Annotated in this window: 15 protein-coding genes; 9 read left to right on the top strand and 6 right to left on the bottom strand. The window is 56.3% G+C overall.

What is annotated here, in order from left to right:
- Window positions 1-30: 30 nt before the first annotated feature.
- Entirely contained in the window at window positions 31-1,440 is a 1,410-nt protein-coding gene (gene ramB / locus ACG98I_RS02475) for an acetate metabolism transcriptional regulator RamB (RefSeq protein ID WP_394718098.1), read from the bottom strand.
- Between the two features lie 412 nt (window positions 1,441-1,852).
- On the opposite strand from ramB, the gene ACG98I_RS02480 reads away from it, so the two are divergent.
- The 8 genes from ACG98I_RS02480 (at window position 1,853) to ACG98I_RS02515 (ending at window position 9,191) form a co-directional block, all read left to right on the top strand.
- On the top strand, window positions 1,853-2,608 hold the full coding sequence (locus tag ACG98I_RS02480) for a succinate dehydrogenase cytochrome b subunit (RefSeq protein ID WP_394718100.1): 756 nt from the start codon (window positions 1,853-1,855) through the stop codon (window positions 2,606-2,608).
- Window positions 2,609-2,641: 33 nt separating this feature from the next.
- Window positions 2,642-4,657 carry a fumarate reductase/succinate dehydrogenase flavoprotein subunit gene (locus ACG98I_RS02485; protein ID WP_394718102.1) on the top strand — a complete coding sequence of 672 codons (2,016 nt, stop codon included), beginning with the start codon at window positions 2,642-2,644 and terminating at the stop codon, window positions 4,655-4,657.
- The gene (locus ACG98I_RS02490) at window positions 4,657-5,406 is read left to right on the top strand and encodes a succinate dehydrogenase/fumarate reductase iron-sulfur subunit (protein ID WP_394718104.1); all 750 of its coding nucleotides are present in this window, start codon (window positions 4,657-4,659) and stop codon (window positions 5,404-5,406) included. Before ACG98I_RS02485 ends, ACG98I_RS02490 begins: the two co-directional genes overlap by 1 nt.
- Before the next feature lie 58 nt (window positions 5,407-5,464).
- The gene (locus ACG98I_RS02495) at window positions 5,465-5,839 is read left to right on the top strand and encodes a hypothetical protein (protein ID WP_394718106.1); all 375 of its coding nucleotides are present in this window, start codon (window positions 5,465-5,467) and stop codon (window positions 5,837-5,839) included.
- A 242-nt stretch (window positions 5,840-6,081) separates the two neighbouring features.
- Complete coding sequence (locus tag ACG98I_RS02500; protein WP_394718817.1) at window positions 6,082-7,356, top strand: DUF445 domain-containing protein; 1,275 nt, start codon at window positions 6,082-6,084, stop codon at window positions 7,354-7,356.
- Between the two features lie 141 nt (window positions 7,357-7,497).
- Entirely contained in the window at window positions 7,498-8,070 is a 573-nt protein-coding gene (locus tag ACG98I_RS02505) for a CGLAU_01105 family protein (RefSeq protein WP_394718107.1), read from the top strand.
- A gap of 201 nt (window positions 8,071-8,271) precedes the next feature.
- Window positions 8,272-8,571: a DUF2516 family protein gene (locus tag ACG98I_RS02510; RefSeq protein ID WP_394718109.1), complete on the top strand. Its 300-nt coding sequence runs from the start codon at window positions 8,272-8,274 to the stop codon at window positions 8,569-8,571.
- A 101-nt stretch (window positions 8,572-8,672) separates the two neighbouring features.
- Window positions 8,673-9,191 (top strand): deoxyribose-phosphate aldolase, encoded by a 519-nt coding sequence (locus ACG98I_RS02515; protein WP_394718111.1) that lies wholly within the window; start codon window positions 8,673-8,675, stop codon window positions 9,189-9,191.
- 73 nt (window positions 9,192-9,264) lie between these two features.
- Here the strand turns inward: ACG98I_RS02515 and ACG98I_RS02520 are convergent, their stop codons facing one another.
- The 3 genes from ACG98I_RS02520 to ACG98I_RS02530 all read right to left on the bottom strand — a co-directional run bounded on the left by ACG98I_RS02520 (window position 9,265) and on the right by ACG98I_RS02530 (window position 11,493).
- The gene (locus ACG98I_RS02520; protein ID WP_394718113.1) at window positions 9,265-10,074 is read right to left on the bottom strand and encodes a DUF2993 domain-containing protein; all 810 of its coding nucleotides are present in this window, start codon (window positions 10,072-10,074) and stop codon (window positions 9,265-9,267) included.
- A gap of 63 nt (window positions 10,075-10,137) precedes the next feature.
- The gene (locus ACG98I_RS02525; RefSeq protein ID WP_394718115.1) at window positions 10,138-10,956 is read right to left on the bottom strand and encodes a class I SAM-dependent methyltransferase; all 819 of its coding nucleotides are present in this window, start codon (window positions 10,954-10,956) and stop codon (window positions 10,138-10,140) included.
- Window positions 10,957-11,001: 45 nt separating this feature from the next.
- A complete protein-coding gene (locus tag ACG98I_RS02530; protein ID WP_394718116.1) occupies window positions 11,002-11,493 on the bottom strand; it encodes a DUF2505 domain-containing protein in 492 nt (163 codons plus the stop codon).
- A 24-nt stretch (window positions 11,494-11,517) separates the two neighbouring features.
- Here ACG98I_RS02530 and ACG98I_RS02535 point away from each other — a divergent pair, with 24 nt between their 5' ends.
- Entirely contained in the window at window positions 11,518-12,630 is a 1,113-nt protein-coding gene (locus ACG98I_RS02535) for a UDP-N-acetylmuramate dehydrogenase (RefSeq protein WP_394718118.1), read from the top strand.
- A 13-nt stretch (window positions 12,631-12,643) separates the two neighbouring features.
- On the opposite strand, the gene ACG98I_RS02540 is transcribed toward ACG98I_RS02535, so the two are convergent.
- Window positions 12,644-13,102, bottom strand: a complete 459-nt coding sequence (locus tag ACG98I_RS02540; protein WP_394718120.1) for a hypothetical protein — start codon at window positions 13,100-13,102, stop codon at window positions 12,644-12,646.
- Window positions 13,103-13,262: 160 nt separating this feature from the next.
- Window positions 13,263-22,463: a fatty acid synthase subunit beta domain-containing protein gene (locus ACG98I_RS02545; protein WP_394718122.1), complete on the bottom strand. Its 9,201-nt coding sequence runs from the start codon at window positions 22,461-22,463 to the stop codon at window positions 13,263-13,265.
- Between the last annotated feature and the right edge of the window lie 190 nt (window positions 22,464-22,653).

The raw sequence follows: 22,653 nt of genomic DNA on the forward strand, positions 1-22,653 counted from the left end.
TATGCACGGATCGATATCAGCAGATGCGGACTAATAAGGTGCTACGGAACTACGGTGAGCATCGATTTCCAAAGGCTCATTGATCGGCGGGAAGGCACGCTGGGCACAGTTTTCGCGCGGGCACATGCGGCAGCCGATACCGATGGGTGTTGCAGTCGAAAGATCCGTGAGATCCAGGCCCTCGGAGTAGATGGTGCGATCTGCATGACGGGCTTCGCAGCCAAGTCCTACGGAGAATAATTTACTGGTGTCATTGAATTGGCCCTGCGGATGTCGAATGGAGCGGGCGACCCATAGGTAATTGCGCCCATCAGGCATTTGTGCCAGTTGGCGTGAAATGACGCCCGGCTGTGCGAAAGTCTCGTAGAGATTCCACAGCGGGCAGGTGCCGCCTGAGTTGGAGAAGTGAACACCTGTCGCTGATTGGCGTTTGGACATATTTCCCGCACGATCCACACGAACGAAGGTAAAAGGGATGCCGCGTTGATTGGGACGCTGCAGCGTAGACAATCTAGAAGCGACAGTTTCATAACCCACGCCAAAGACCTGGCAGAGATACTCAATGTCATATCCGCACTGCTCAGCCTCAGTATGGAACTTGTCATAAGGCATGAGCGTGGCCGCCGCAAAGTAGCTGGCAATACCTTTACGCGCGAGGTTAAGTGAAGCTTCGGAAGTAAACGGCTCTCCATCCGTCAGATCATTGATGAGATCGCTTGCCTCCAAGAACGACAACTCGGCAGCCATGCGGAATGCACGCTGGCCTTCGGTTAGGCGGCTCGCTAGTGCTAATACGCCGGTTTCTTTGTCAAAGCTGTGTTGGGTTCCGTCCAGCGGGGAAGTGGTTATGACCTCCACGTTGTGCTTATTCTTAAGCCGCTCAACCAATGCGTCTTGGGCTTCCCGAATCTTGAAATTCGATATGTCTAGCTCGCCAGCGATCCTCTCAGCTGTCTTGTCTAGGTCATCGAGGTAATTCTGCCGGGCATAGAAGAAATCACGGACTTCATCATGCGGCATCGATAATGCTTGGGAACCATCGCGGGTACGGCGAGTATCGGTTGCCAAGGAAAGCTTGTCCCGGGCATTGCGGTATCGACGGTGGATGTCAACCATGATGCGCGCAACCGATGGATGGTTGTAGACCAATTCACTCAATTCCTGGAATTCAACAGGAGTTGGGCAGACTTCTTTGTCCTGGACTACATCTTGAATCTCCGCGAGCAACCGTGAGTCATCGTCGCGAGAAAAGAAAGTTGCGTCTACACCGAATACTTCAGTGATACGCAGGAGGACGGGAACGGTCAGGGGGCGAACGTCATGTTCAATTTGGTTGACATAACTGGCTGAAAGTCCAAGCGTGGCGGCAAGGGAGGCTTGGCTTAAATCGCGCTCTCGGCGGAGCTGGCGCAGACGGGATCCCACGTAGGTCTTACTCATGGCCGCAAGATTACACAATTCAGATAGCTGTTATGCATGAATTAGCAAAGATTGTCACAATCTTATTCACGAACCTGCAAATGTGGCTGTGAGTAGGGGATTGGTAAAGAATGTGGCATTGCAGTGGGGGTAGCACTTACTAAAGTATGACACCGATCGGGGTGGATACCTCACCCTTGGAACCGCCTGTGTTTAACCTCACAGGATCATAACTATTTACGCAACAACTCTGTTGCTTAAAGGGTTGAGTCCAAGCGTGCGACGGTATTTGCCAGATTTAACAAAGGTGATCCTTACCTAAAAGGAGGAGTCGAGTCAATGGGAAAGGCTGGAAAACAGGGTCTGGGAGATGTGAATCAACTGGTAAACACCCGTTATTCCTGCGTAAGGTAATAGCGACTATGGAGGTGTCATGACTGTTAAAAACCCGGACCGTGAAGCATTAGACCACGGCCACATTACTAATGAGCCATTGCGTGCCAAGCCGTCAACTCCGACTTGGGTGCTGAAGCTAACCATGGCTGTAACAGGCCTACTTTTCGCATTGTTCGTTGTCGGTCATATGGCCGGAAACCTGAAACTGTATTCCCCAGCTAAGGGCGGCGAAGAAGCACTGGACGTTTACGGTGAGTTCCTGCGCTCCATGGGTGAGCCACTCTTGCCACACGGTACCTTGCTATGGGTTATCCGTATTGTCCTGCTTGTAGCACTCTTTGCTCACATCTACGGTGCAATTGTTCTACATAACCGTTCCCGTGAGTCTCGCGGCAAGTTCCGTCGCACCAACCTCGTGGGCGGACTGGACTCTTTCGCAACCCGCACCATGCTGGTTACCGGCGTTGTCCTCTTGCTCTTCATCATCTTCCACATCCTGGATTTGACCATGGGCGTTTCCCCAGCGGCTTCCGATGAGTTTGTGCATGGAGCTGTGAAGGCAAACATGATCGCAACCTTCAGCCGCTGGCCAGTCACCATTTTCTACGTGCTGGCAATGGCATGCCTGTTCTTGCACCTGACCCACGGCATCAAGCTGGCGGGCGCTGACTTGGGCCTGACCGGCTTCAAGACTCGTCAGGTCATCTTGTTCTTGGCATACGTCATCCCAGCAGTTGTTTGCTTGGGCAACATCATCATGCCGCTGTCCATCGCTTTCGGCTGGGTCAGCTAGTAAATAGGACTGATAGGAAAGTTTGTAAAACCCATGACTAATACTGAACTCAAGCGGGAACACCCGAACTTCTCGCACCCTAAGTCCATCGTTGACGGTGTAGCTGCAGGCAACATCCTGGAATCTAACGAGCCACACGGTGTTCCAATGAAGGACATGTGGAGCTACCACAAGGACCATATGGAACTTGTGTCCCCACTAAACCGTCGTAAGTTCACGGTTCTGGTTGTCGGTACCGGCCTTTCCGCTGGTGCAGCTGCGGCAGCACTCGGCGAGCTGGGCTACAACGTTAAGGTATTCACCTACCACGACTCCCCACGTCGTGCGCACTCCATTGCTGCACAGGGTGGTGTGAACTCCTCTCGTTCCAAGAAGGTCGACAACGACTCCGCTTACCGTCACGCAAAGGACACCGTTAAGGGCGGCGACTACCGTTGCCGTGAATCCGACTGCTGGCGTCTGGCGATGGAATCCCCACGCGTTATTGACCACATGAATGCTATTGGTGCCCCATTCGCCCGTGAGTACGGCGGCACCTTGGCTACCCGTTCCTTCGGTGGTGTGCAGGTTTCCCGTACCTACTACACCCGTGGACAAACAGGTCAGCAGCTGCAGCTGTCCACCACCTCGGCGCTTTACCGCCAGCTGGGCTTGGGCAACGTGGAGCTTTTCGCTCACCACGACATGCAGGATGTAATCACCTTTGAGGACAATGGCAAGAAGCGTGCCGGCGGCATCGTTACCCGTAACTTGATTACTGGTGAGCTGAAGGCCTTCACCGGTCACGCAGTCATCCTGGGTACCGGTGGCTACGGCAACGTGTACCACATGTCCACCTTGGCTAAGAACTCTAACGCTGGCGCTTTGATGCGTGCGTATGAGCAGGGTGCTTTCTTCGCGTCCCCAGGCTTCATCCAGTTCCACCCAACTGGTCTGCCTGTGAACTCGACCTGGCAGTCTAAGACAATTTTGATGTCGGAGTCGCTGCGCAATGACGGCCGCATCTGGTCCCCTAAGAAGGAAGGCGATGACCGCGATCCGAACTCCATCCCGGATGAAGAGCGCGACTACTTCCTGGAGCGCCGCTACCCGGCGTTCGGCAACCTCGTTCCCCGTGACGTTGCATCCCGTGCGATTTCTCAGCAGATCAATGCCGGCTACGGCGTAGGTCCTCTGAAAAACTCCGTATTCCTGGACTTCCGTGACGCCATCCAGCGTCTTGGCAAGGACACCATCCGTGAGCGTTACTCCAACCTCATCGAGATGTACGAAGAAGCAATTGGTGAGTCCGCATACGAAACCCCAATGCGTATTGCACCAACTTGCCACTTCACCATGGGTGGTCTGTGGACTGACTTCAATGAGATGACCTCCATCGACGGCTTGTTTGCTGCCGGTGAGGCATCTTGGACCTACCACGGTGCGAACCGCCTGGGCGCAAACTCCCTGCTGTCCGCATCGGTTGATGGCTGGTTCACCCTTCCATTCACCATTCCTCACTACCTGGCTAACCACTTGGGTGAGGAGAAGCTGGCTGAGGATTCTGCTGAAGCTCAGGCAGCCGTGGACCGTTCACAGGCACGTATTGACCGCCTGATGAACATCCGTGGTGAGAACCCACATGGTCCTGCGTACTACCACCGTCAGCTCGGTGAGATCCTGTACTGGGGCTGTGGCGTTTCTCGTAACATCGAGGACCTGAAGACCTCGATTGCAAAGATTCGCGAACTGCGCAAGGACTTCTGGGAGAACGTACGTATCCCAGGCTCCGCAAATGACATGAACCAGGTACTTGAGTACGGTGCCCGCGTTGCTGACTACATCGACCTTGGTGAGCTCATGTGTATTGATGCTCTCGACCGCGATGAGTCCTGTGGTGCTCACTTCCGTGATGACCACCTGTCCGAAGACGGTGAAGCTGAGCGCGATGATGAGAATTGGTGCTTCGTTTCTGCTTGGGAACCAGGCGCAAACGAAGGCGAGTTCATTCGCCACGCTGAACCTCTGTACTTTGATTCGATCCCGTTGATGACTAGGAACTACAAGTAATGAAGCTGACTCTCGAAATCTGGCGTCAGGCTGGACCAACCCACGACGGTGCATTTGAAACCGTTCAAGTGGATGACGCTGAAGAACCAATGTCAATCCTCGAACTGCTGGACCACGTCAACGACCAGATGATTGAGCGAGGCGAAGAACCATTCGCTTTCGCATCTGACTGCCGTGAAGGCATCTGTGGTACCTGTGGCCTTATGGTCAATGGTCGCCCGCACGGTCCTGGCCAGAACACCCCTGCTTGCCAGCAGCGTCTGTTCCAGTTCACTGACGGCCAGACCGTCAAGCTCGAGCCATTCCGTTCTGCTGCTTACCCAGTAATCAAGGATATGGTTGTTGACCGTCGTGCTCTTGACCATGTCATGGAGCAGGGTGGCTACGTATCCATGGATGCTGGTACCGCTCCAGACGCAGATACCCTGCACCTCAACCACGAGACCGCAGAGTACGCACTTGACCACGCAGCCTGCATTGGCTGTGGTGCATGTGTCGCTGCGTGCCCTAATGGTGCTGCACACCTGTTCACTGGTGCGAAGCTGGTTCACCTCTCCCTGATGCCTTTGGGTCAGGATGAGCGTGGCCGTCGTGCTCGCAACATGGTGGATGACCTGGAGACCAATTTCGGTCACTGCTCCCTGTACGGTGAGTGCGCCGATGTCTGCCCTGCAGGTATTCCATTGACCGCTGTGTCTGCTGTTAACCGCGAACGTGCGCGTGCAGCTTTCCGCGGCAAGGACGACTAGACTATAGTCAACTATAGAAAACAATAATTTACGGTACGAGAAAGAGATCCAAGCCGCCATGAGTGCACATGATCATGCAGTAGCTGACTTCCGCAGTGAAACCTATCCAGAGTTCTCCGGAAAGATTCAGGATTCCTACATTGAGGGCTACGAGCCAGTCTCCTTGAGCGCCCCTCACTCCTCCCTGCTTCGTTCCTCGACTTGGGTTGGAATGGGCCTGCTTGTGGCCGTTCTGCCTCCAATGGGGCTCATCATCTGGGCACTCGGTGTGTTTACGGTGCCGGATGGTCTGCAGACTGCTGAACAGCACAACATGCTGCTCATCATCGGTATCGTAGCTACCGTTATTGTTGGCGTTGTCGCTACCTACCTCATCTGGTACGGTCGCCGCTACTACCGTCAGTACCGTAAAGCAACTGGGCGTACTCAGTAATCACTGACGCTGACACCTCCATCACTTAACCCGCTGGTTCATACCAGCGGGTTTTGTGTTCGCATAGACTTATTTGAAGTAAGACACCACCTCGACTCGTTCGGATTTTTGGAGAAAGACCACCCATGGGTAAACACAGGGCCATCGAGCCGGCTGATGCTGGCGAAGTAGACGCACCGGCACTCGCGGCCCAAGGACGTGAAGTTGCCGTAGCACCAAAAAGACGTGAAGACTTCCGCAAGATGCCTGGTCCTTCTCCCGAAGCAGAAACAGAACGCCGACGGATTCTTCGAAATCACAAAGCATTCGTTACGGGGCTGCTAATTATTGCGGCCATCATCTTTATCGCTTGCTCTTGGTGGCAGAACCAGCCCGATGGTGCACCGGTGTGGGTTGGTTATGTTCGTGCGGCTGCGGAGGCCGGCATGATCGGCGGCCTTGCAGACTGGTTTGCTGTTACTGCGCTATTTCGCCATCCTTTGGGCATCCCAATCCCGCACACGGCGATTATTCCGCGTAAGAAAGATACGCTCGGTGAAGCCCTGTCCGGGTTCGTCGGGGACAACTTCCTCAACGCGGAACTGATCACAGACAAGGTCGCGCAGGCCAATATTCCAGAGAAACTGGGCGCCTGGCTTTCACAGACTAGTAATGCAGAAAAAGTATCCCGTGAGGCCGGTCGCTTGACGGCGAATGCCATTCGCGCGTTGGATCCCAAAGACGCAGAAATGCTGATTCAAACTCAGCTCATTGATAAGCTTGGCGAACCAGAATGGGGACCGCCGCTTGGTCGTTTACTCGAAGGTCTCATCGAGGATGGCAAGGTTGAGCCAGTTGTGGATGAGCTCATCAACTGGGGTCACAAGAAGATTCTGACCATGGAAGAACCAGTGGTCACCCTCATCGATGAACGGATGCCAACATGGGCGCCACGCTTTGCTCGTTCGCTGGTAGGCGAGCGCGTCTACAAGGAACTGGTGTCATGGGCAACGGACGTTAAGAACGATGATGACCACGAAGCCCGTCAGGCGATTCGCCGCGGACTGCGCAACTTTGCTTCGGACTTGCAGACCGACCCTGAGCTTATCGGCCGGGTTGAATCCCTGAAGGCTGACATTATGGGCTCAACCCCAGTCCAAGGCGCGGCGGAAGCAATCTGGGCCAAGGCAGCTGAAGCCATCATCACCCAGGCTGAGACCACTGATTCCATGCTGCGTGAAAAGATTGTGGAACTCTGCGTTAAATGGGGCACCAATATCCAAGAAGACCCCAAGCTTCGGGAATCTCTCGATAACCGTATCCAAGGCGGTGCTCGCTTTTTGGCAGATAACTATGCTGGCGAAGTCACCAGCATTATCTCTGAAACAATTGAACGTTGGGACGCAGAGGAAGCTTCCGAGAAGATCGAGCTCATGGTCGGCAAAGACTTGCAGTTCATTCGACTTAACGGCACTATCGTCGGCGCACTGGCGGGCTTAGTCATTTACACGGTCAACCACCTGCTTTTCGGCGTTTAGAGCATGGGGCTTAAGAATTTGCTCGGCCAAGTGTGGCGCAGGCCGCTATTATGGAGGGAAAACTCTGGCGAGTATCAGGCGAGTGGCGTTTAGACGTTGAACCAGTTCTCGCCCCAATCCATGAGCGAAAAGGAGTTCCACATGGCCGAAGAGAAGTCCCCATACGGTTCCTATGATGACCAGGCAGCACAAGACGGCCCTAAGCACCGCAAAGAGGAAGCCGCGGACACGGGTGATGCTGCGACGAATGAGACCTTAGATTCATTGAAGGCCGCTGGCGCCTCAGCTTTTGGGCTGGCAAAAGATTTCACCAACCGCTTCCGCGAGGACCGTTCAGAGCAGTCCAAGGCACAAGAAACTGAAGAAACTGTGGCAGACGCAGTAGGCGAAGAGAAGAAGGAATCATTCTTTGACCGCGCCTCCGGGTTCGCCAAAGACATCACCGGTTCCGTGCGCCGCGCGGCAGAGGAGACCCGCGAATCTGAGTCCTATTCAGATGCGAAGGAAAAGGTTGGCAGCGCGTTTGGCGTTGTACGTGAAGAGGCCACCGATGCCGTGAACACCGTCAAAGAGCGTATGAATGAGCGCAAAGAAAACAAGGCAGAGCAGGACTCCGTCAATGATTCTGCGGCCTCCAAGGGGGATGACGTTGCTGATCCGACCGCTGAAGTGATTGAAGGCGAAGTCATTTCTACTGATGAGGACAATAAATAGTCCCTTTTTACCTCACCATTATGCGCACTGAGCTCGATGCCAGTGCGCATTGTGATTGGATTGTCTTGGCTAGGTACTGGGCTCGTGTTGGGCTCGTACTAGGTGGGAATACACCTGGACTGATAGGATCACCTACAGAAATGCGCCTAATCAATTTTGGCGTTCACCACCATTAATGATTGAGACTGACTGACACACATCATGGCTTTCGCAACTGCTCTATTAACAATTGTTATGTACTTCCAGACATACCTTTTCCGTGTGCTCGCAATTGCAGCAATAGTCGGTGTCATCTTGGTGCTTATGACCCGCGATGATGCGTTTCCAGCTGGTGACCGCCAGCCAAAGCACATTTGGGCTGCCATTCTTGGTGGCTCGGCCGTTGCGATGATTTTCCCACTGCCAATCCTGTCGTGGGTGGGTGCGGTCGCAACTGGTGTTTACTGGTTTGATGTTCGCCCGCAACTCAAAGCTCTCATCAATGGTGATTACAACTATTAATCAGCACTCTTTTTGAGAACGCAGACATAGTATCTGCGTTCTTTTTCTATCTGTACTGAGTATCCATTTAAGAAATTCGACCCGAAGGGGAGAATCCACCAATGAATGATTTCCATGCACTATCGCTCCTGGGAGTTTCTTCAGAGCAACTAACTGCCTCTATTAAGCAGCTGAGTTCACTTCCTCATATCGGGGAGCAGCGTATTCGGTTGGTGGTGGACCCGACCCGCATCACCCAGGCCGCGCAGTTGGTTGAGAAAGGCTCATTGCCTGCCGTCATCGTCGCTGTGGCCGGTTATCCCACTGGGCGCCACCACACACTTATCAAAGCCTCTGAAGCGCGCCTAGCAGTCGAATCAGGCGCTGAAGAAGTCTGGGTCAGCGTGGATGACACCATTGAGGATTCCAACACGATTCTCAGCGAGCTCATCACTCTCAATGAAGCCTGCCCCGACCCAGTGAAGTTGGGACTGATTGCGCCGGAAAACAACTCCGCCGCGCAGACAGCAGCCACTTACGCTGCACGCCAGGCTGGATTCGCGTTCATCGTCGCGCGGGAAGTTACTGAGGCAATAGAAAAAGCGGCAGACGGCCTGCCGCTTCATATCGTTGACCTTTAATAGTCGAGGTTAGCTTCGACCAACCATGGTTTTCCCACGGGGGTTTCCCCATCGAGGTTGTCCCACCTAGGATTTAGCTAGAGGGGGCTGGGTCTTGGACGGCATCAGTCGTCTGACCCATCTGCTGGTTCAGCTCATTAAAGTTGACGTTTTCACCATGCACGGTCAGCGCGATGGTGCCATCACCAATCACAATGTCCTGAACAGCCAAATCGCCAGTGAATTGGTCTGCCATGCCCTGGCTCAGTGCATCAGAAATGGACTGCGTTGCCTGCTCCGGCAGACTTACTCCGAAGAGGGTGGAGTCGGTTGCTTCCAGATTCATCTGGCCATCTACTGCGGTCGGCTTCAAAGAAATCGTGGCCAGGCCGCCGCCGAGCTGGAATTCCAAGACTCCACCTTCAGCATTCGCGGTGATATCCGTGACCACCACATCGCGCAGAATATCCACGCCGGACTGCGAAGCAATAGCATCTTGGAAAGTAATCAGCAGGTAATCATCCGGAATGGTGGTGGTGGCGGTTAGGCTGCGCGCAACTGGATCTTCAGAAAGAGTCATGCCCTCCATGGAAACTTCAGTCTCTGGCTGGCCGGTAATCACATCACCATTAATCTGCAGGGTCGATGGCGTGTGCATATCCAACTGCGGAATCTCACCAGAAAGCATGCCAAAAATCAGCGGGGAAGAACCGAAGCTCACCGAGGGCTCTTCGGATACTTCAATGCCATCCTCTTGCGCGGAGGCGTGGAATTGGTCTTTCATCTGCTTCGCTGTAAACCAGCGCATTCCAAACTCGGCTAATAGGACGATGATAAGCAGCGTCACCAAAATGCCGACGATGATTTTCCACGCGGTTGAGCCCGCTGATTTAGTCTTTGCCATAGGTACTAGTGTGACGCATGTGCACCACTTTGGGCAATGCGAGCCACCATTCCCGGGTGCAATTCATAGCTCGGCAGCAGGCGCGACTACATTCCAATCAACCGTCATCCCACAATCCCTAATGCGGCGGCGAATGGGATGCAACGGGATGCCTTGCGCAATCATGAGTTTCCGGGCCTCACGCCAGCGCACTCGCGGGCCATGCGGTGCCCAGCCGGCAGCTTGCGCCCAGGCGGAATCGGCAGCCTGCAATAGATCGTAGATAGGCTCACCCGGCACATTGCGGTGGATGAGCACCTTAGGCAGGCGCTCGGCAAGCTGCGAAGGGGTTTCCACATCGAAGGGGTCCCACGCCAGCGTCAGCGTCTTTGGGCCATGGGCATCCAGCAAAATCCAGGTACTGCGCCGACCCAGTTCATCGCAGGTACCTTCGACAAAGAAGCCACCGGGTGCAAGCCGGGAGCATACCGATTCCCATGCGGCTGGTACTTGGTCTACGTCATATTGGCGCAGCACATTAAACGCGCGAACCAACTGCGGTTGGTAATCACGCAATTCGAATCCACCGAGCTCAAAATTGACGCCATCACGCGGCGGCAGCACACGCTCCGGGTTAATTTCCAGACCCGTCACTCGCACATTTGGGTTGACGGTACGCAGCCACGTCGCCCACTCCACGGTGGTGGTATAGGACGCGCCATAGCCCACATCCAGCGCTAAAGGCTCAGGCGTCATGCGCAGTAGGGAAGAAATCTCCGGGTGATGCGCCATCCATCTATCGCAGCGCCGCAACCGGTTGTGGTTGGTGGTGCCGCGGGTAATAACGCCAAAAGGCCGACCAGCACTTGCTGCGGCGCGCAGGTTATGTGCATGGTCGGCCATGAGAAAGTTAAGCCCGTTTTAGATTTTCAAGCGGTAGAGAAAACCTTAGAGGTTCTCAGAAATCCACTGCTCAGCCAGGTTAGCCTCGTTGCCGAAGAGCTCTTCCAAAGCTTCTGCGACCTTAGGCTCGATGGCAGCGCCCATCATTGGGATGTTGATGGAAACATCGGTGGTGTAGTTCAGCTTGGTTGCATCACCTTTACCAACCAGGTTGATATCGCCCTTGAAATCAACGGGGGTGCCCTTCACATCAGCGTTGAAAGCAACAGGCAGCTTGCCGTCTTCCAGCTTGCCGATGGTGATAACGCGCTTGACCTTCAGAGACTGAGAAACCATGGCGCGAACTGCTTCTGGCAGCAGGGTAGTTGGAAGAACCTCGAAGAGGGTTGCTTCTTCGCCGTTGAACTCGTTGACTTCGCCTGGCTCTGGGGAGAGGTTAGCTACGATGTGCTCCCAAAATTCCTTGGTGGAGTACGCCTGGTGCACCTTTTCAATGGGGTGATTGATAGTTACGGTGTTTTCGCTACGGGTTGACATAAAATACAGACTACCTTGGTAGGTGTGAACGATGAACTTATGACCCAGCACCTGAAAGAATTTGTCGGCGTAGAGGTGGACAATGATGTGACCTTCGCGGATATGACGACGCTGCGTGTAGGCGGAAAACCGCGCTACACGGTCCGCTGCCACAATGCGGATGCAGTGAGCTTCGTAGTCCGCGTGCTGGATGGTGAAAATATTCCGCTCGTCATCGTTGGTGACGGATCCAACCTTTTGGTTGCGGATGAATCCATGGGCCAGGGCGAATTAGATTACGTGGCTGTCTCGCTCGAATTTGAGCATATCCAGGTCAATAAAGATTCCGGTATCGTCCGCGCTGGCGGCGGCGCGAATTGGGATGCGGTGGTTGCCGCAGCCGTCGAAGCAGGGCTGGGCGGAATCGAGTGCCTGTCCGGCATTCCAGGTCGCGCGGGTGCTGTGCCTGTCCAAAACGTCGGCGCCTATGGTACTGAGGTATCAGACGTGCTCACCTGGGTTCGCCTTTATGACCGCAAGACTAAAGAAGATGAGTGGGTAGAGGCTTCCACGCTCGACCTGCGCTATCGCTATTCCAATATTAAGTTCACCGAGCGCGCCGTCGTGCTCGCCATCGAGCTGCAACTTACTACCGATGGCCTCTCAGCCCCGCTGAACTTTCGCCAGCTGACCGAGAACCCCGGTGACCGCCGTCCCGTTGCCGAGGTCCGTGACACCGTACTGCAGCTGCGCCGCGGCAAGGGAATGGTGCTCAACGCTTCCGACAAGGACACCTGGTCTGCTGGTTCCTTCTTCACTAACCCGATTGTGACCGAAGAAAAGGCTGACCACGTCGCTGCTCGCGTCGCAGAAAAACTCGGTGAGGAAGTCGCTGAGTCCATGCCACGTTTCGACGCCGAGGGAGGCAAGAAGCTTTCAGCAGCTTGGCTGATTGAGCGTGCCGGGTTCAAGCGCGGCTACCCCGGCACCGACGCCCAAGCGCGTCTGTCCACCCTGCACACTCTCGCCCTGACCAACCGCGGCGAGGCTACGTCCAAGGATATCGTGGATTTGGCTCGTACCATCCGCGACGGCGTCTTTGACGAATTCAACGTTAAGCTCATCCCCGAACCAGTCTGGCTCGGTACCGAAATTTAGTATTGCAGGCTGGTTACTGCTCTTCTGCGGCCCACTTCTTATCAAACTCGGCGAAGGCAGCTAGGCGGTCTAGTACGGAAGCTTTGTCCGGAGAAGGGCTAGCTTCGTCTGAAACAAGTTCTTCGATGTGGGCCAAAAGAGGAGTGAAAGCACCCTTGCTCGTATCCTCCAGTCCTATGCCGACTCTTTCCGCGTAGGGTTCTTCGTTCAACGGGCCAACGGCCCAATGAGTACCGGATGAAGCATTCATCCACGTACCGGCAATTACGACGATGTCGTAGATTTTCTGATGTTCTTCAACATTGGATGCCAGGACCTTTTGGATGATGTCTTTCGGGAAATCTCCTGTTCCTTCAACTACACGTGTGCGCGCTTGCTCGTCGAGGGAATCTAGAACCCGGGGAACTTCCACCTCGACAAATTTAGAGACACGGTTTCCAAATTGGGCTTCATAGCCTTCAAGAAATGTCACGGTGTTCCCCTTCCCTGGAAACTCGGTGCTTAAGTACAGCAGTGGAGCTGTTAGCCGAAAGACTACTTCCAATAGGAAGGCATCGCAATAGAAAAATAAGTGTGCGGGCCAGAGTTTCATACTCTGACCCGCACACTCTTAATTGCCTACTGATGTGGCGCTATTTCGCTACAGGGAAGGTGCCTTCGGCGGTGAGACGGATGTCATCGTCGAGCAGCAGAGCAATTTCTGCGGCCTTGTCGGCGGAAACTGGGCCGTAGTTCTCAATCTCGACGGTGCCAGCTGCGTCAGGCAGACGGCGGCCGTCGATGACCTCGAAGAGAACTTCCTTGCCAATCATGCCGGCCTCGAAGCGAGCGGCACCAGCCAGCAAGCGAGCATTTGCCTTCTCGCGCCACTCAGCGGCAGCTTCTGCGGAAACCTGCTGAGCAATCGCTGCCTCAAACACACCTGGGTGAGCATAAACCAGCAGTGCACCCACGTGGCCGAAGCCCAAGGAGGTCAGCGCGGCGGCCTTCACCGGACGGTTAGCTGCTTCCACATCCAGTGGGGAACGCAGCCAGACCAGGTTCTTCGCCTTTGGCTCAATCAGCGGATCCACGCAGTCCAGAGAATTATTCGCTGGAATGCGGCCGGTGCGGAAGACGTCAATCAATCCACCGGTCTGGAACAGTGCTGCACCAGCCTTGGAGTGACCGGTCAGGGTCTTCTGCGAGATGACGAACAGAGGCTGGTCCACGTCGCGGCCAATTGCTGGCCACAGGATGGAGTGCAGCTCCGACTCATTCGGATCATTGGCATTGGTGGAAGTGTCGTGCTTGGACAGAACCGACACATCGTTCGGGGTCAGACCAAGTCCTGCCAGGCCCTTGGCCAGGCGGGAGTTCTTACGGCCGCGGCCAGCGCCCAAAGCACCCAGACCTGGAGCAGGAATGGAGGTGTGCGCACCATCGCCATAGGATGCCGCGTGAGCAACCACAGCGTAGACCGGCAGACCCATTTCACGAGCCAGGGAGCCGCGAACCAGAAGGACGGTGCCGCCGCCTTCTGCCTCGAGGAAGCCGCCACGACGGCGGTCATTCGCACGGGAGATGAAGCGGCCGTCGATGCCCTGGTCGGTCATCTTCTTGGTCTCAGCGGTTGCGTTCATGTCACCGAAGCCGGTCAGGGATTCCACCTGAACGTCATCGATACCACCGGCAACCACCAGGTCAGCCTTGCCCAAAGAAATCTTGTCCACGCCTTCTTCGATGGACACCGCAGCGGTTGCACAAGCACCGATTGGGTGAATCATCGAACCATAGCCGCCAACCAAAGACTGCATGGTGTGCGCTGCAATCACGTTTGGCAGTGCTTCCTGCAGGATGTCGGAAGGACGGTCTTCACCGAGGAGACGGGTCACGAAGACCTTGTGCAGGGATTCCATGCCGCCGATACCGGTGCCCTGGGTGGTAGCAACCTGGCCTGGGTGGATGACCTGGAGCAGCTCAGATGGGCTGAAGCCCGCCTGGGTAAACGCATCCACTGCGGTAACCAGGTTCCAGACAGCCATGCGATCAAGCGCATCAAGCATGTGGTCTGGGATGCCCCACTTGGCGGCATCGAAGTGGTCTGGCATCTGACCTGCGATGGTGCGGGTCAAAGTTGCCTTGCGTGGAACGCGTGCGGTTGCACCCTTGAGGCGGGTGACTTCCCACTCGCCGTCGACTTCGCGCAGCTTGGTGAAGCTTGGATCCGCTTCTTCGATATCGCGTGCTTCCTGTTCGGTTGGCACGGTGAACACGATGTCGCGGTCCAAGAACACGGAGGTCAGGTCAATGGAGCCCTGGTCAACCATGTTGTACTTATCGGTCAGGGTGCGCACACCGGAGCGTGCAACAACCTCGTCGCGGAAGCGGTCGTAGATATCCGCCTCGTTGACTTCATTGCCCTCTTCGTCGTACCACGCTGGGCGTGGGTCATTGGACCAGGAGACCAAGCCGGTCATCCATGCCAATTCCAGGACACCAGCGGCGGTCAGGTCAACAGAGCCATCGCGCTGCAGGCCGTATTCAGCCTCGAAGCGGGTACGGCCGGAGCCCCAAGAGGAGACCTCGCCGACACCAGCGATGACAACCATGTCATCCAGGTCGGTGGTGACCTCGCCAACTTCGCCTTCAGCCAATGCTGCAGGTAGTTCTACCTCGCGGGCATTAGGAAGAGCCTGGATGGTGACAGGTTCAACGTTTACCGGTGCTTCGCTTGTCGAAGAGCCGCTTGTCGATGCCTCCTGCTCCGATTCCTCGCGCACCTGGGCAGCGAGCTCGGAAATGGAAATCTTGGAGGTACCCAGACCACCGGTGAGATCCAGCTCGAGTGGAGCCTGTGCTGCCTTTTCGCGGGATTCTTTGGAAGCCAGGGACATGAGTTCGGAAGAAATCTCTTCTGGGTCCCAGACGTGGATCCCTGCAGCCTGCGCTGCCGGGATGAGTACATCGTTGCCGCCCATGAGGTGGGTTCCGGAGACCCAACCGATCTTGGCCTGAGCCAGGGTCACACCTTCTGGCCAGCCGGCTTCTGCAGACCACTTGGCCAAAATGGCATCGAGAGCTGCCTTGACCTCGCCGTATGCGCCGTCGCCGCCGAACATGCCGCGGTTCGGGGAACCAGGCAGAACAACGTGGCAGCGAGTTCCTACGCCCTGCTGAGCCAGGTTGGACAGGCCAGCGATGGTGCGCTCGACCGACCACAGCAGCAGACGAGTCTGGTTCTCAGCCTGTGGGCCGGCATCCGCAACGGAACCGGATACAGATGGTGCTGCGAATGGGAATGCCAGGGTTGGGGTCAGAGCAGGCTTGGTGATCTTGACTTCATTGCCTACGGATTCGCGCTGCTCATTACCGATCCAGTCGATGAGAGCATCAACGTCACGGTAGGAGCTGAGGTTCGCTGGAACAACCCACAGCGCAGCACCTGGGATGGCGTGTGCCGCGTAGAGCTTGCGAGCGAATTCCTTACGGGACTGGCTGACACGCGATGCGGTCATGATAACGGTTGCGCCGCCTTCCAACAGGCGCTCAACCAGTGCGGTTGCGATGGAACCAGGTGCAGCACCGGTGACCAGTGCGACTTCACCAGCGAATTCACCGGTCAGTTCTTCACGTGCCGCAGCAGCGATAGCCTGCAGGGTCTCAGCAGAAGTTGCCTTCGCGTGAGCGCCAGTGGAGGCAGCGGAGTTGTTAGACCACCACTCAGCCTGCTTCGCGATGGTCTCGCCGGTGCCACGGAAACGCTCTACCGGAAGGTCGAGCTCACCGAGCGCAACGCGGGCGAGGTCTTCACGTGCGGAAGCCCAGCGATCATCGAAAAGTACCGCGCGCTTGGCATCGAAGGATGGGGTAACGGTCTTTGCCCAACCGGTGCCCAGCTCTGCCTCAACGGTCTCAAAGAGAGTGTTATCGGTTTCTGGGGTCTCAGGAGTTTCTTCGACCAGACCGAGCTGTGCCAGAACCTGGCGCGCAGCGGTTGCCAGTACACCGTTTTCACCGGTGACGGTGTCAGCGTAAGCATCCAGAGCTGCGGAGTCGACGACTCCACCGCCGCCAGCAGAACCAGCAGAACCCATGGATACGGAGGTGCCGTGAGCGGCTGCGACGGCCTGAACAGCGGCATCGACCAGCGCATCAACATCCGACTTCGAAGAAGCAGAGGATGGAACGGTGGAAAGGGAGCCACCGCGCACGGAGTCCTCGTCGCGGGAGCCGAGCAGGATTTCCGCCTCAACATGCGATGCCCAAGAAGCAGGCAGACCCCAGGTGCCGGTGACGCGCTCAGAGATGTAAGCAGGCTTGACACCTGCTGCACCAGTGAGCTGGCGCAGACGAGCAGTGATTGCTTCAGACAGAACGGTGCCGAATGGGGAGTAGCCCGGAGCGGCAGTCTTGACGCGCTCACGCAGGGTGGCCACGTCAGCATCAGCGGCGCCGTCAATAGCTGGCACACCGATTTCAGCGGACATATCCATCAGCAACTGGTTACGGCGGGAAGAGACACCGTTGGTGAGCTCTTCGACCGTATCGGAGTCATTGATTTGGTCCTGGCGGATCTTATTCTGGAAAGCGAACAGAACCATGATGGCTTCTGCAGCGCTAAATGGCAGGTCCGGTGCATCGGCAGCCGCGGTGCCGCCTGCAGCTGCCGCTGCAGGCGCAGGGGCGGATGCAACGGTTTGTGGCTCAGCCGATGGGATTGCCTGGGTGTTATCAGAAGAAGCAGCCGCAGATGCTTCAGCGGTGGTTCCGCTGGAAGCCTTAGTGGAAGAGGTCGCTTCGCCTTCTTCGACATCGAAGGTCGCAGCTGGAGCTTCCTTCACGTCTTGGAGCATGACTTGATCCTGATCGCGCTCAACGTTGAAGACTGGCAGGTCAACGCCAGCCACCGCCATGGAGCGCTTAGCCAGGTTGGTCAGGGTTGGGGATGCGGCCAGGCCGACCTCAATGATCTGATCAACTTCACCAAAGAGCAGCTCCTGGGTTTCAATCCAGCGAACTGGGGAAGCGAACTGCCAGGACAGCAGCTCAATCATGAGCAGACGAGCAAGAGCTTGCTCATCCATGTCTGCGACCTTGAGGTTATCCAGTTTGCCGGATGGCGCCATTGGCGCGACCTTGTCAACGAATTCCTGGGTGAGCTCGAATGGGACAGCCACCAGGTTTGGTACATAGCGGCCAACCAGGGCATCCAGGTCGAGGGTTGCAGGAAGGAGCTCATCGAGCTTGTCAGCGAATGCTGGAACACCGCCGCGCAGGACCTGGGAGTGGAAAGGCACGTCGATGCCAGGAACCGTGACATATGCGCGGTCCTTGACGGCGTTGGCCTTCTTCTTCAGGGCTGCCAGGCCTGCCTTGGTGCCCGCGATGGAGTACTGCTGGCCAGCGATGTTGTAGTTAACAATCTCCAGGAACTCACCGGTTTCTTCGGCGGTCTGGGCGATGTATGCCTCAACCTGGTCAGCTGGAACACCAATCATGTTTGGACGCAGCGCGCCCATGCCGTAGTTGGAATTACCGTTCTCATCGCGCTCAACCAGGGTGCCCATTGCGGAACCACGGGAGTAGACGATGTCGATGACGGCTTCGAGGTCGAAGATATTCGCCAAGGATGCCAGCGCGGTGTACTCACCAAGTGAGTGACCGGCGTACATGGAGTTGGTGCCCAAAGCGCCAGCTTCGCGCAGACGCTCAGTCTGGGCATAAGCCACAACGGCGAGAGCAACCTGGGTGAACTGGGTCAGGTGCAGAACACCATTCGGGTGGATGAACTTGGTGCCGCGAACAACCAGCTCGGTTGGGTTGTCATCAATGATCTGGCGGATGGAGAATCCCAGCTCGGTGCGGGTGTGGCGGTCTGCGCGACGCCATACTTCGCGTGCTGCTGCGGATGCATCACGGTCACCACGGCCCATGCCCTCAGCCTGGATGCCCTGGCCTGGGTAGACATAAGCGGTGCGTGGCTGTGCCATCAGTGCCTGGCCACGGGAGACGACCTCGCCGTCGATGCGGCAGGTGACCTCGAATGCGGCGTGGATGCCCTTGCGGCCTACACGCTCGACGGTGATTTCAACTTCATCGTTGAGCTGAACCATGCCGAACATGGAGTAGGTCCAACCAACCACGGTGCCGTGGTTGCCAGCCAAGTGCTGGGCAGTAGCCGAGAGCCACATGCCGTGCACCAGTGGTGCTTCCAGGTTGACCAGGCGTGCTGCGTTGGTGGAGGTGTGAATTGGGTTGTAGTCACCAGAGACCAGCGCGAATGGGGTCATATCTGCTGGTGCGGTAACAACCGCGCGGTCCACGAAGGAACGTGGGGTGGTCTCTACCTTGTCCTGGGACTTGCCGCCGCCCCATGCTGGAGCAGGAACCGGTACGGATGCGCCGGTTGCGCGGCCGCGGATGGCGAAGCGCTGCATCTGGGTGGCAACGACTTCCTGGGTTTCTGCATCACGCAGTTCCAGTTCAACAGTGACAATGCGGCCAGCGTTGGATTCTGCGATGGATGCACAACGGGAGGTCACGTCAATGCGGCGGCCTTCGCCCTTAGCGCCGGTTGCGAGTTCCTCGAGTGGCATGCGCACGTCAACGACGTGGTCCAGGTGAACAGCGTTGAGCAGGCCTTCGATGACTGGGAAGTCAGTGCCAGCTGGCTCGCCGTGCTCTTCGGTCAAACGACCGGTACCCAGGGCGGTGTAGATGGCTGGCCAGCAAGGACCAACCAGTGCGTCCGGGGTACCAGCCTTGGCGGTGCCCAGTGCTGCGCCAGTAACCGCGGTGTGTGCGGTCAGCAGGGTAGAAGGCAGGGTGAAGGAGTACTCCACCAGGCCATATGGGTTCTCTTCAGAAACGGAACCTTCGATGACCTTTGGCAGTGCGGTGATTTCATCGCCGGTTTCGGAGATGGAACCAACACCAGCAACGCCAGCGAGCAGGTCAAAGACAGCCTTTGGCAGACGTGCATCATCCACCACTGGGGATGCACCGGTTGCTACTGCCTCAGACAGTGCAACTGGGATATCCACGTGCTTGACGTAGAAAGGACGCTGCTCTTCAGGCAGGTTATCCCAGTAAGAATCGGAGTTGATGCGGATGGCGAAGCCTTCACCATCATCAATGATGTCGAATGCGTCTTCTGGCAGCTCATATGCTGGGTTAGCAATGAGGTGGCCATGCCACATAATGGTTGGAGCATTGCGCAGGAAGTCTTCTGCGGTCTTAGCCGAAGCCAAGCGGGAGTACAGCTCCTCGGCCTTAACGCCGGCATCGGAAAGCGCTTCGGTGGTTGCGTCCTCGAAGCGGCCGAGCAGCTCAGCAACTGGCTCATTCTTCTTGGTAATGCCAGCAACAGCAACTGGACCAGGGATAATACGAACGCCATCAGCGTCGTAGCGTGGGTCCTGTGCCTGCCACAGGGTGTCCTTCGCAAACCATTCCTTGAGGTCACCGTCAATCGCGGTGGTCCATGGCATTGGCTTAACGTGCTTGCGGATAAGGGTTGGGAACCAAGCCTCATCGCGAGTGTTGACCTTGGTGGTCTTTGCATTCGGGTAAGCAGCAATCAGTTTAGCTACTGCCTCTGGTGCGTTCTCGGAATCTTCGAGTGCAGGGAAGAGGGTTGGGATATCACCGTGGTCAGCGTCATTGAGACGTGCCTCAACGCGCTGCAGCAGATCGTGGAAACGGTCATGCCAGGTTGGATCGACCCATGGGTAGGCGCGCTCAGCAAAGCGGGAAACCCACTGTTCATAGGTCATTTCCGAAAGATCGCCGAAGTAAGGCTTGGAGGTCTTTTCCAGAGCAGCGATGATCTCATCGCGCTTTTCTTCGTACTGCTCAATAGGGGTATTGGTGATCAGACGAGATGCCTTAGCAAAGGAGTTATCAATCTCGTGTAGGTCAGCCAAGAGGTGGGACTGGGAGGAGGACACGCCGCCATCAGCCTTCAGACGGCCAACCCAGCCGCCATTCTTCTCCGGGGAGATACCTGGGGTGTCAACGAGCAGCTGCTTGACGTCATCGTTAGCAGTTGCTTCCTTGGTTGCCATAGCAACGGTGCCTAAGAAGACACCATCAACTGGCATGATTGGCAGGCCGTACTTGGTGGACCACGTACCGGTCAGGTACTCAGACGCGCGGTCTGGGGAGTAGATGCCGCCGCCGACGGTGATGGCGAGGTTGGCATGCTGGCGTGCCGATGCATAGGTGGCCAGCAGCATTTCATCCAAGTCAACCCACGAGTGATGGCCACCAGCGTGGCCATCTTCGATCTGAATGATGATGCGGTGCTCAGGGTTATCTGCAGCAATCGCGATGCAGTCCTGGATCTGCTTGGTGGTACCTGGCTTGAAGGAAATATATGGGAAGCCATCTGCGGTGAGCTGGTCCAGCAATTCCTTCGCTTCATCCAACTCAGGGATACCAGCGGAGATGGTGACACCGGTAAACGCTGCGCCATTAGCGCGGGCCTTCGGCACAATGCGTGCCTGACCGAACTGCAGGTTCCACAGGTAGCGGTCGAAGAACATGGTGTTAAACGCTGCGGTGCGGCCTGGCTCCAGAAGCTCCATCATGCCATCTTTGTTGATGGTGAAAGCTTCATCGGAGTACTGACCACCACCGGCCATCTCGGACCAGTAGCCGCCGTTGGCAGCTGCTGCAACAATGCCCGGATCCATGGTGGTTGGGGTCATGCCGCCCAGGATGATGGGGGACATACCGGTCCACTCAGAGAAACGGGTCTGGGTGTAGGACTTGCCATTAGGCAAAGAGATCAGCTTTGGTGAGAACTCTTCAAAGTTCACAGCGGTTGGCAGCTCAGTGCCTGGGGTTGCCAGATTATCGCGCTCAGCAGCGGTGGCAGCAGGAATAACAACCTTGCCGGTGCCATCAACCAGTGGTGCGGTCAGGGTAGACAAGCCACGGTCGAGGGAAAGCAGGTAGTTGGAATCGAGACCAGCGACAGTCTCAACCCAGCTGTGTGGCTGAACCAGGATGGAGTCTGCAAGCTTGCGCGCGAGCTCGGTGTCTAGGCCACACTGCTGTGCGTAGTCCACGGTGAGGTCCGCTGCGCCTTGCAGGGATGCGTGGTGGAATGGCAGCGCTACTGGCAGGACGTCGAACTTCGGGTTGATTTCAGAACCACCAATGAGACGCTCTTCGAGCGCCTCATTGTAGGACTTCGCTGCTTCTTCGATGTTGGATTCCGTCTTAGCCAAATCTTCTGGGCTACCAGAAAGCGCGAAGTGAATGCGGCCGTTGACCACAGCGATAGCAGCATCACCAGCGAGGTATTCCTCAACCATCTCACGTGGAACACCACGGACAGAAAGCATGTGGGAGCGGGAATCATTCGCGCCCTGGGTGACAGCTGCTGCGGTACCCATCAACACGGCGATAGCCAGTGCCTGGCGTGCGTCCTTAACAGCGGCGACACCCAAAGAACCCTGGGAGTGGCCAGCAAGCTGCGCATTGTCAACGTCTACACCCAGCTCACGCAGGTGATCAATCGCGCCAATCTGGCCTAGAACGATACCTGGGATGGAGTATGCAGGGTATGCGTCATATTCATGTGCAGTAGGTGCCTCGCCGGCAGGGGTATTAGCCAGCTCGGTCAGACGCTCATAAACACCTGGGCAAGACGACGCGATGATGCGCGCTACCGGGCCGGTGGTGGAGCGTACTTCATCCAAGATCTCACGCAGGCGCGTTGCTTGGTGGTGGCTGGCGGCGGCATCAGCGATGGCCTTTTGCCATGCAGAACCCTGACCCGCAAACAGCACTGCCGGGGCAGTGCTGTCATTGTTCAAGGTAAGCAAGGGGGTCAACGACATATCAGGTAGTCCTCTTTTACACGTATCGGTGAGATTGTTCGTGGCTGAGGTCATTGACCTAGCCAGCAAAAGTGCCGCGATGAACGTTGTGGGTTTGTTAGAAACAACAAACTATCGCGATTACGTCACCGTAGCCTACTTGAGCGTAAGTTTGGAGCCTCACACACCCAAATGTGAGGTTTTTCTCATC

The organism is Corynebacterium sp. L4757, from assembly GCF_043673995.1.
Lineage (GTDB): Bacteria > Actinomycetota > Actinomycetes > Mycobacteriales > Mycobacteriaceae > Corynebacterium.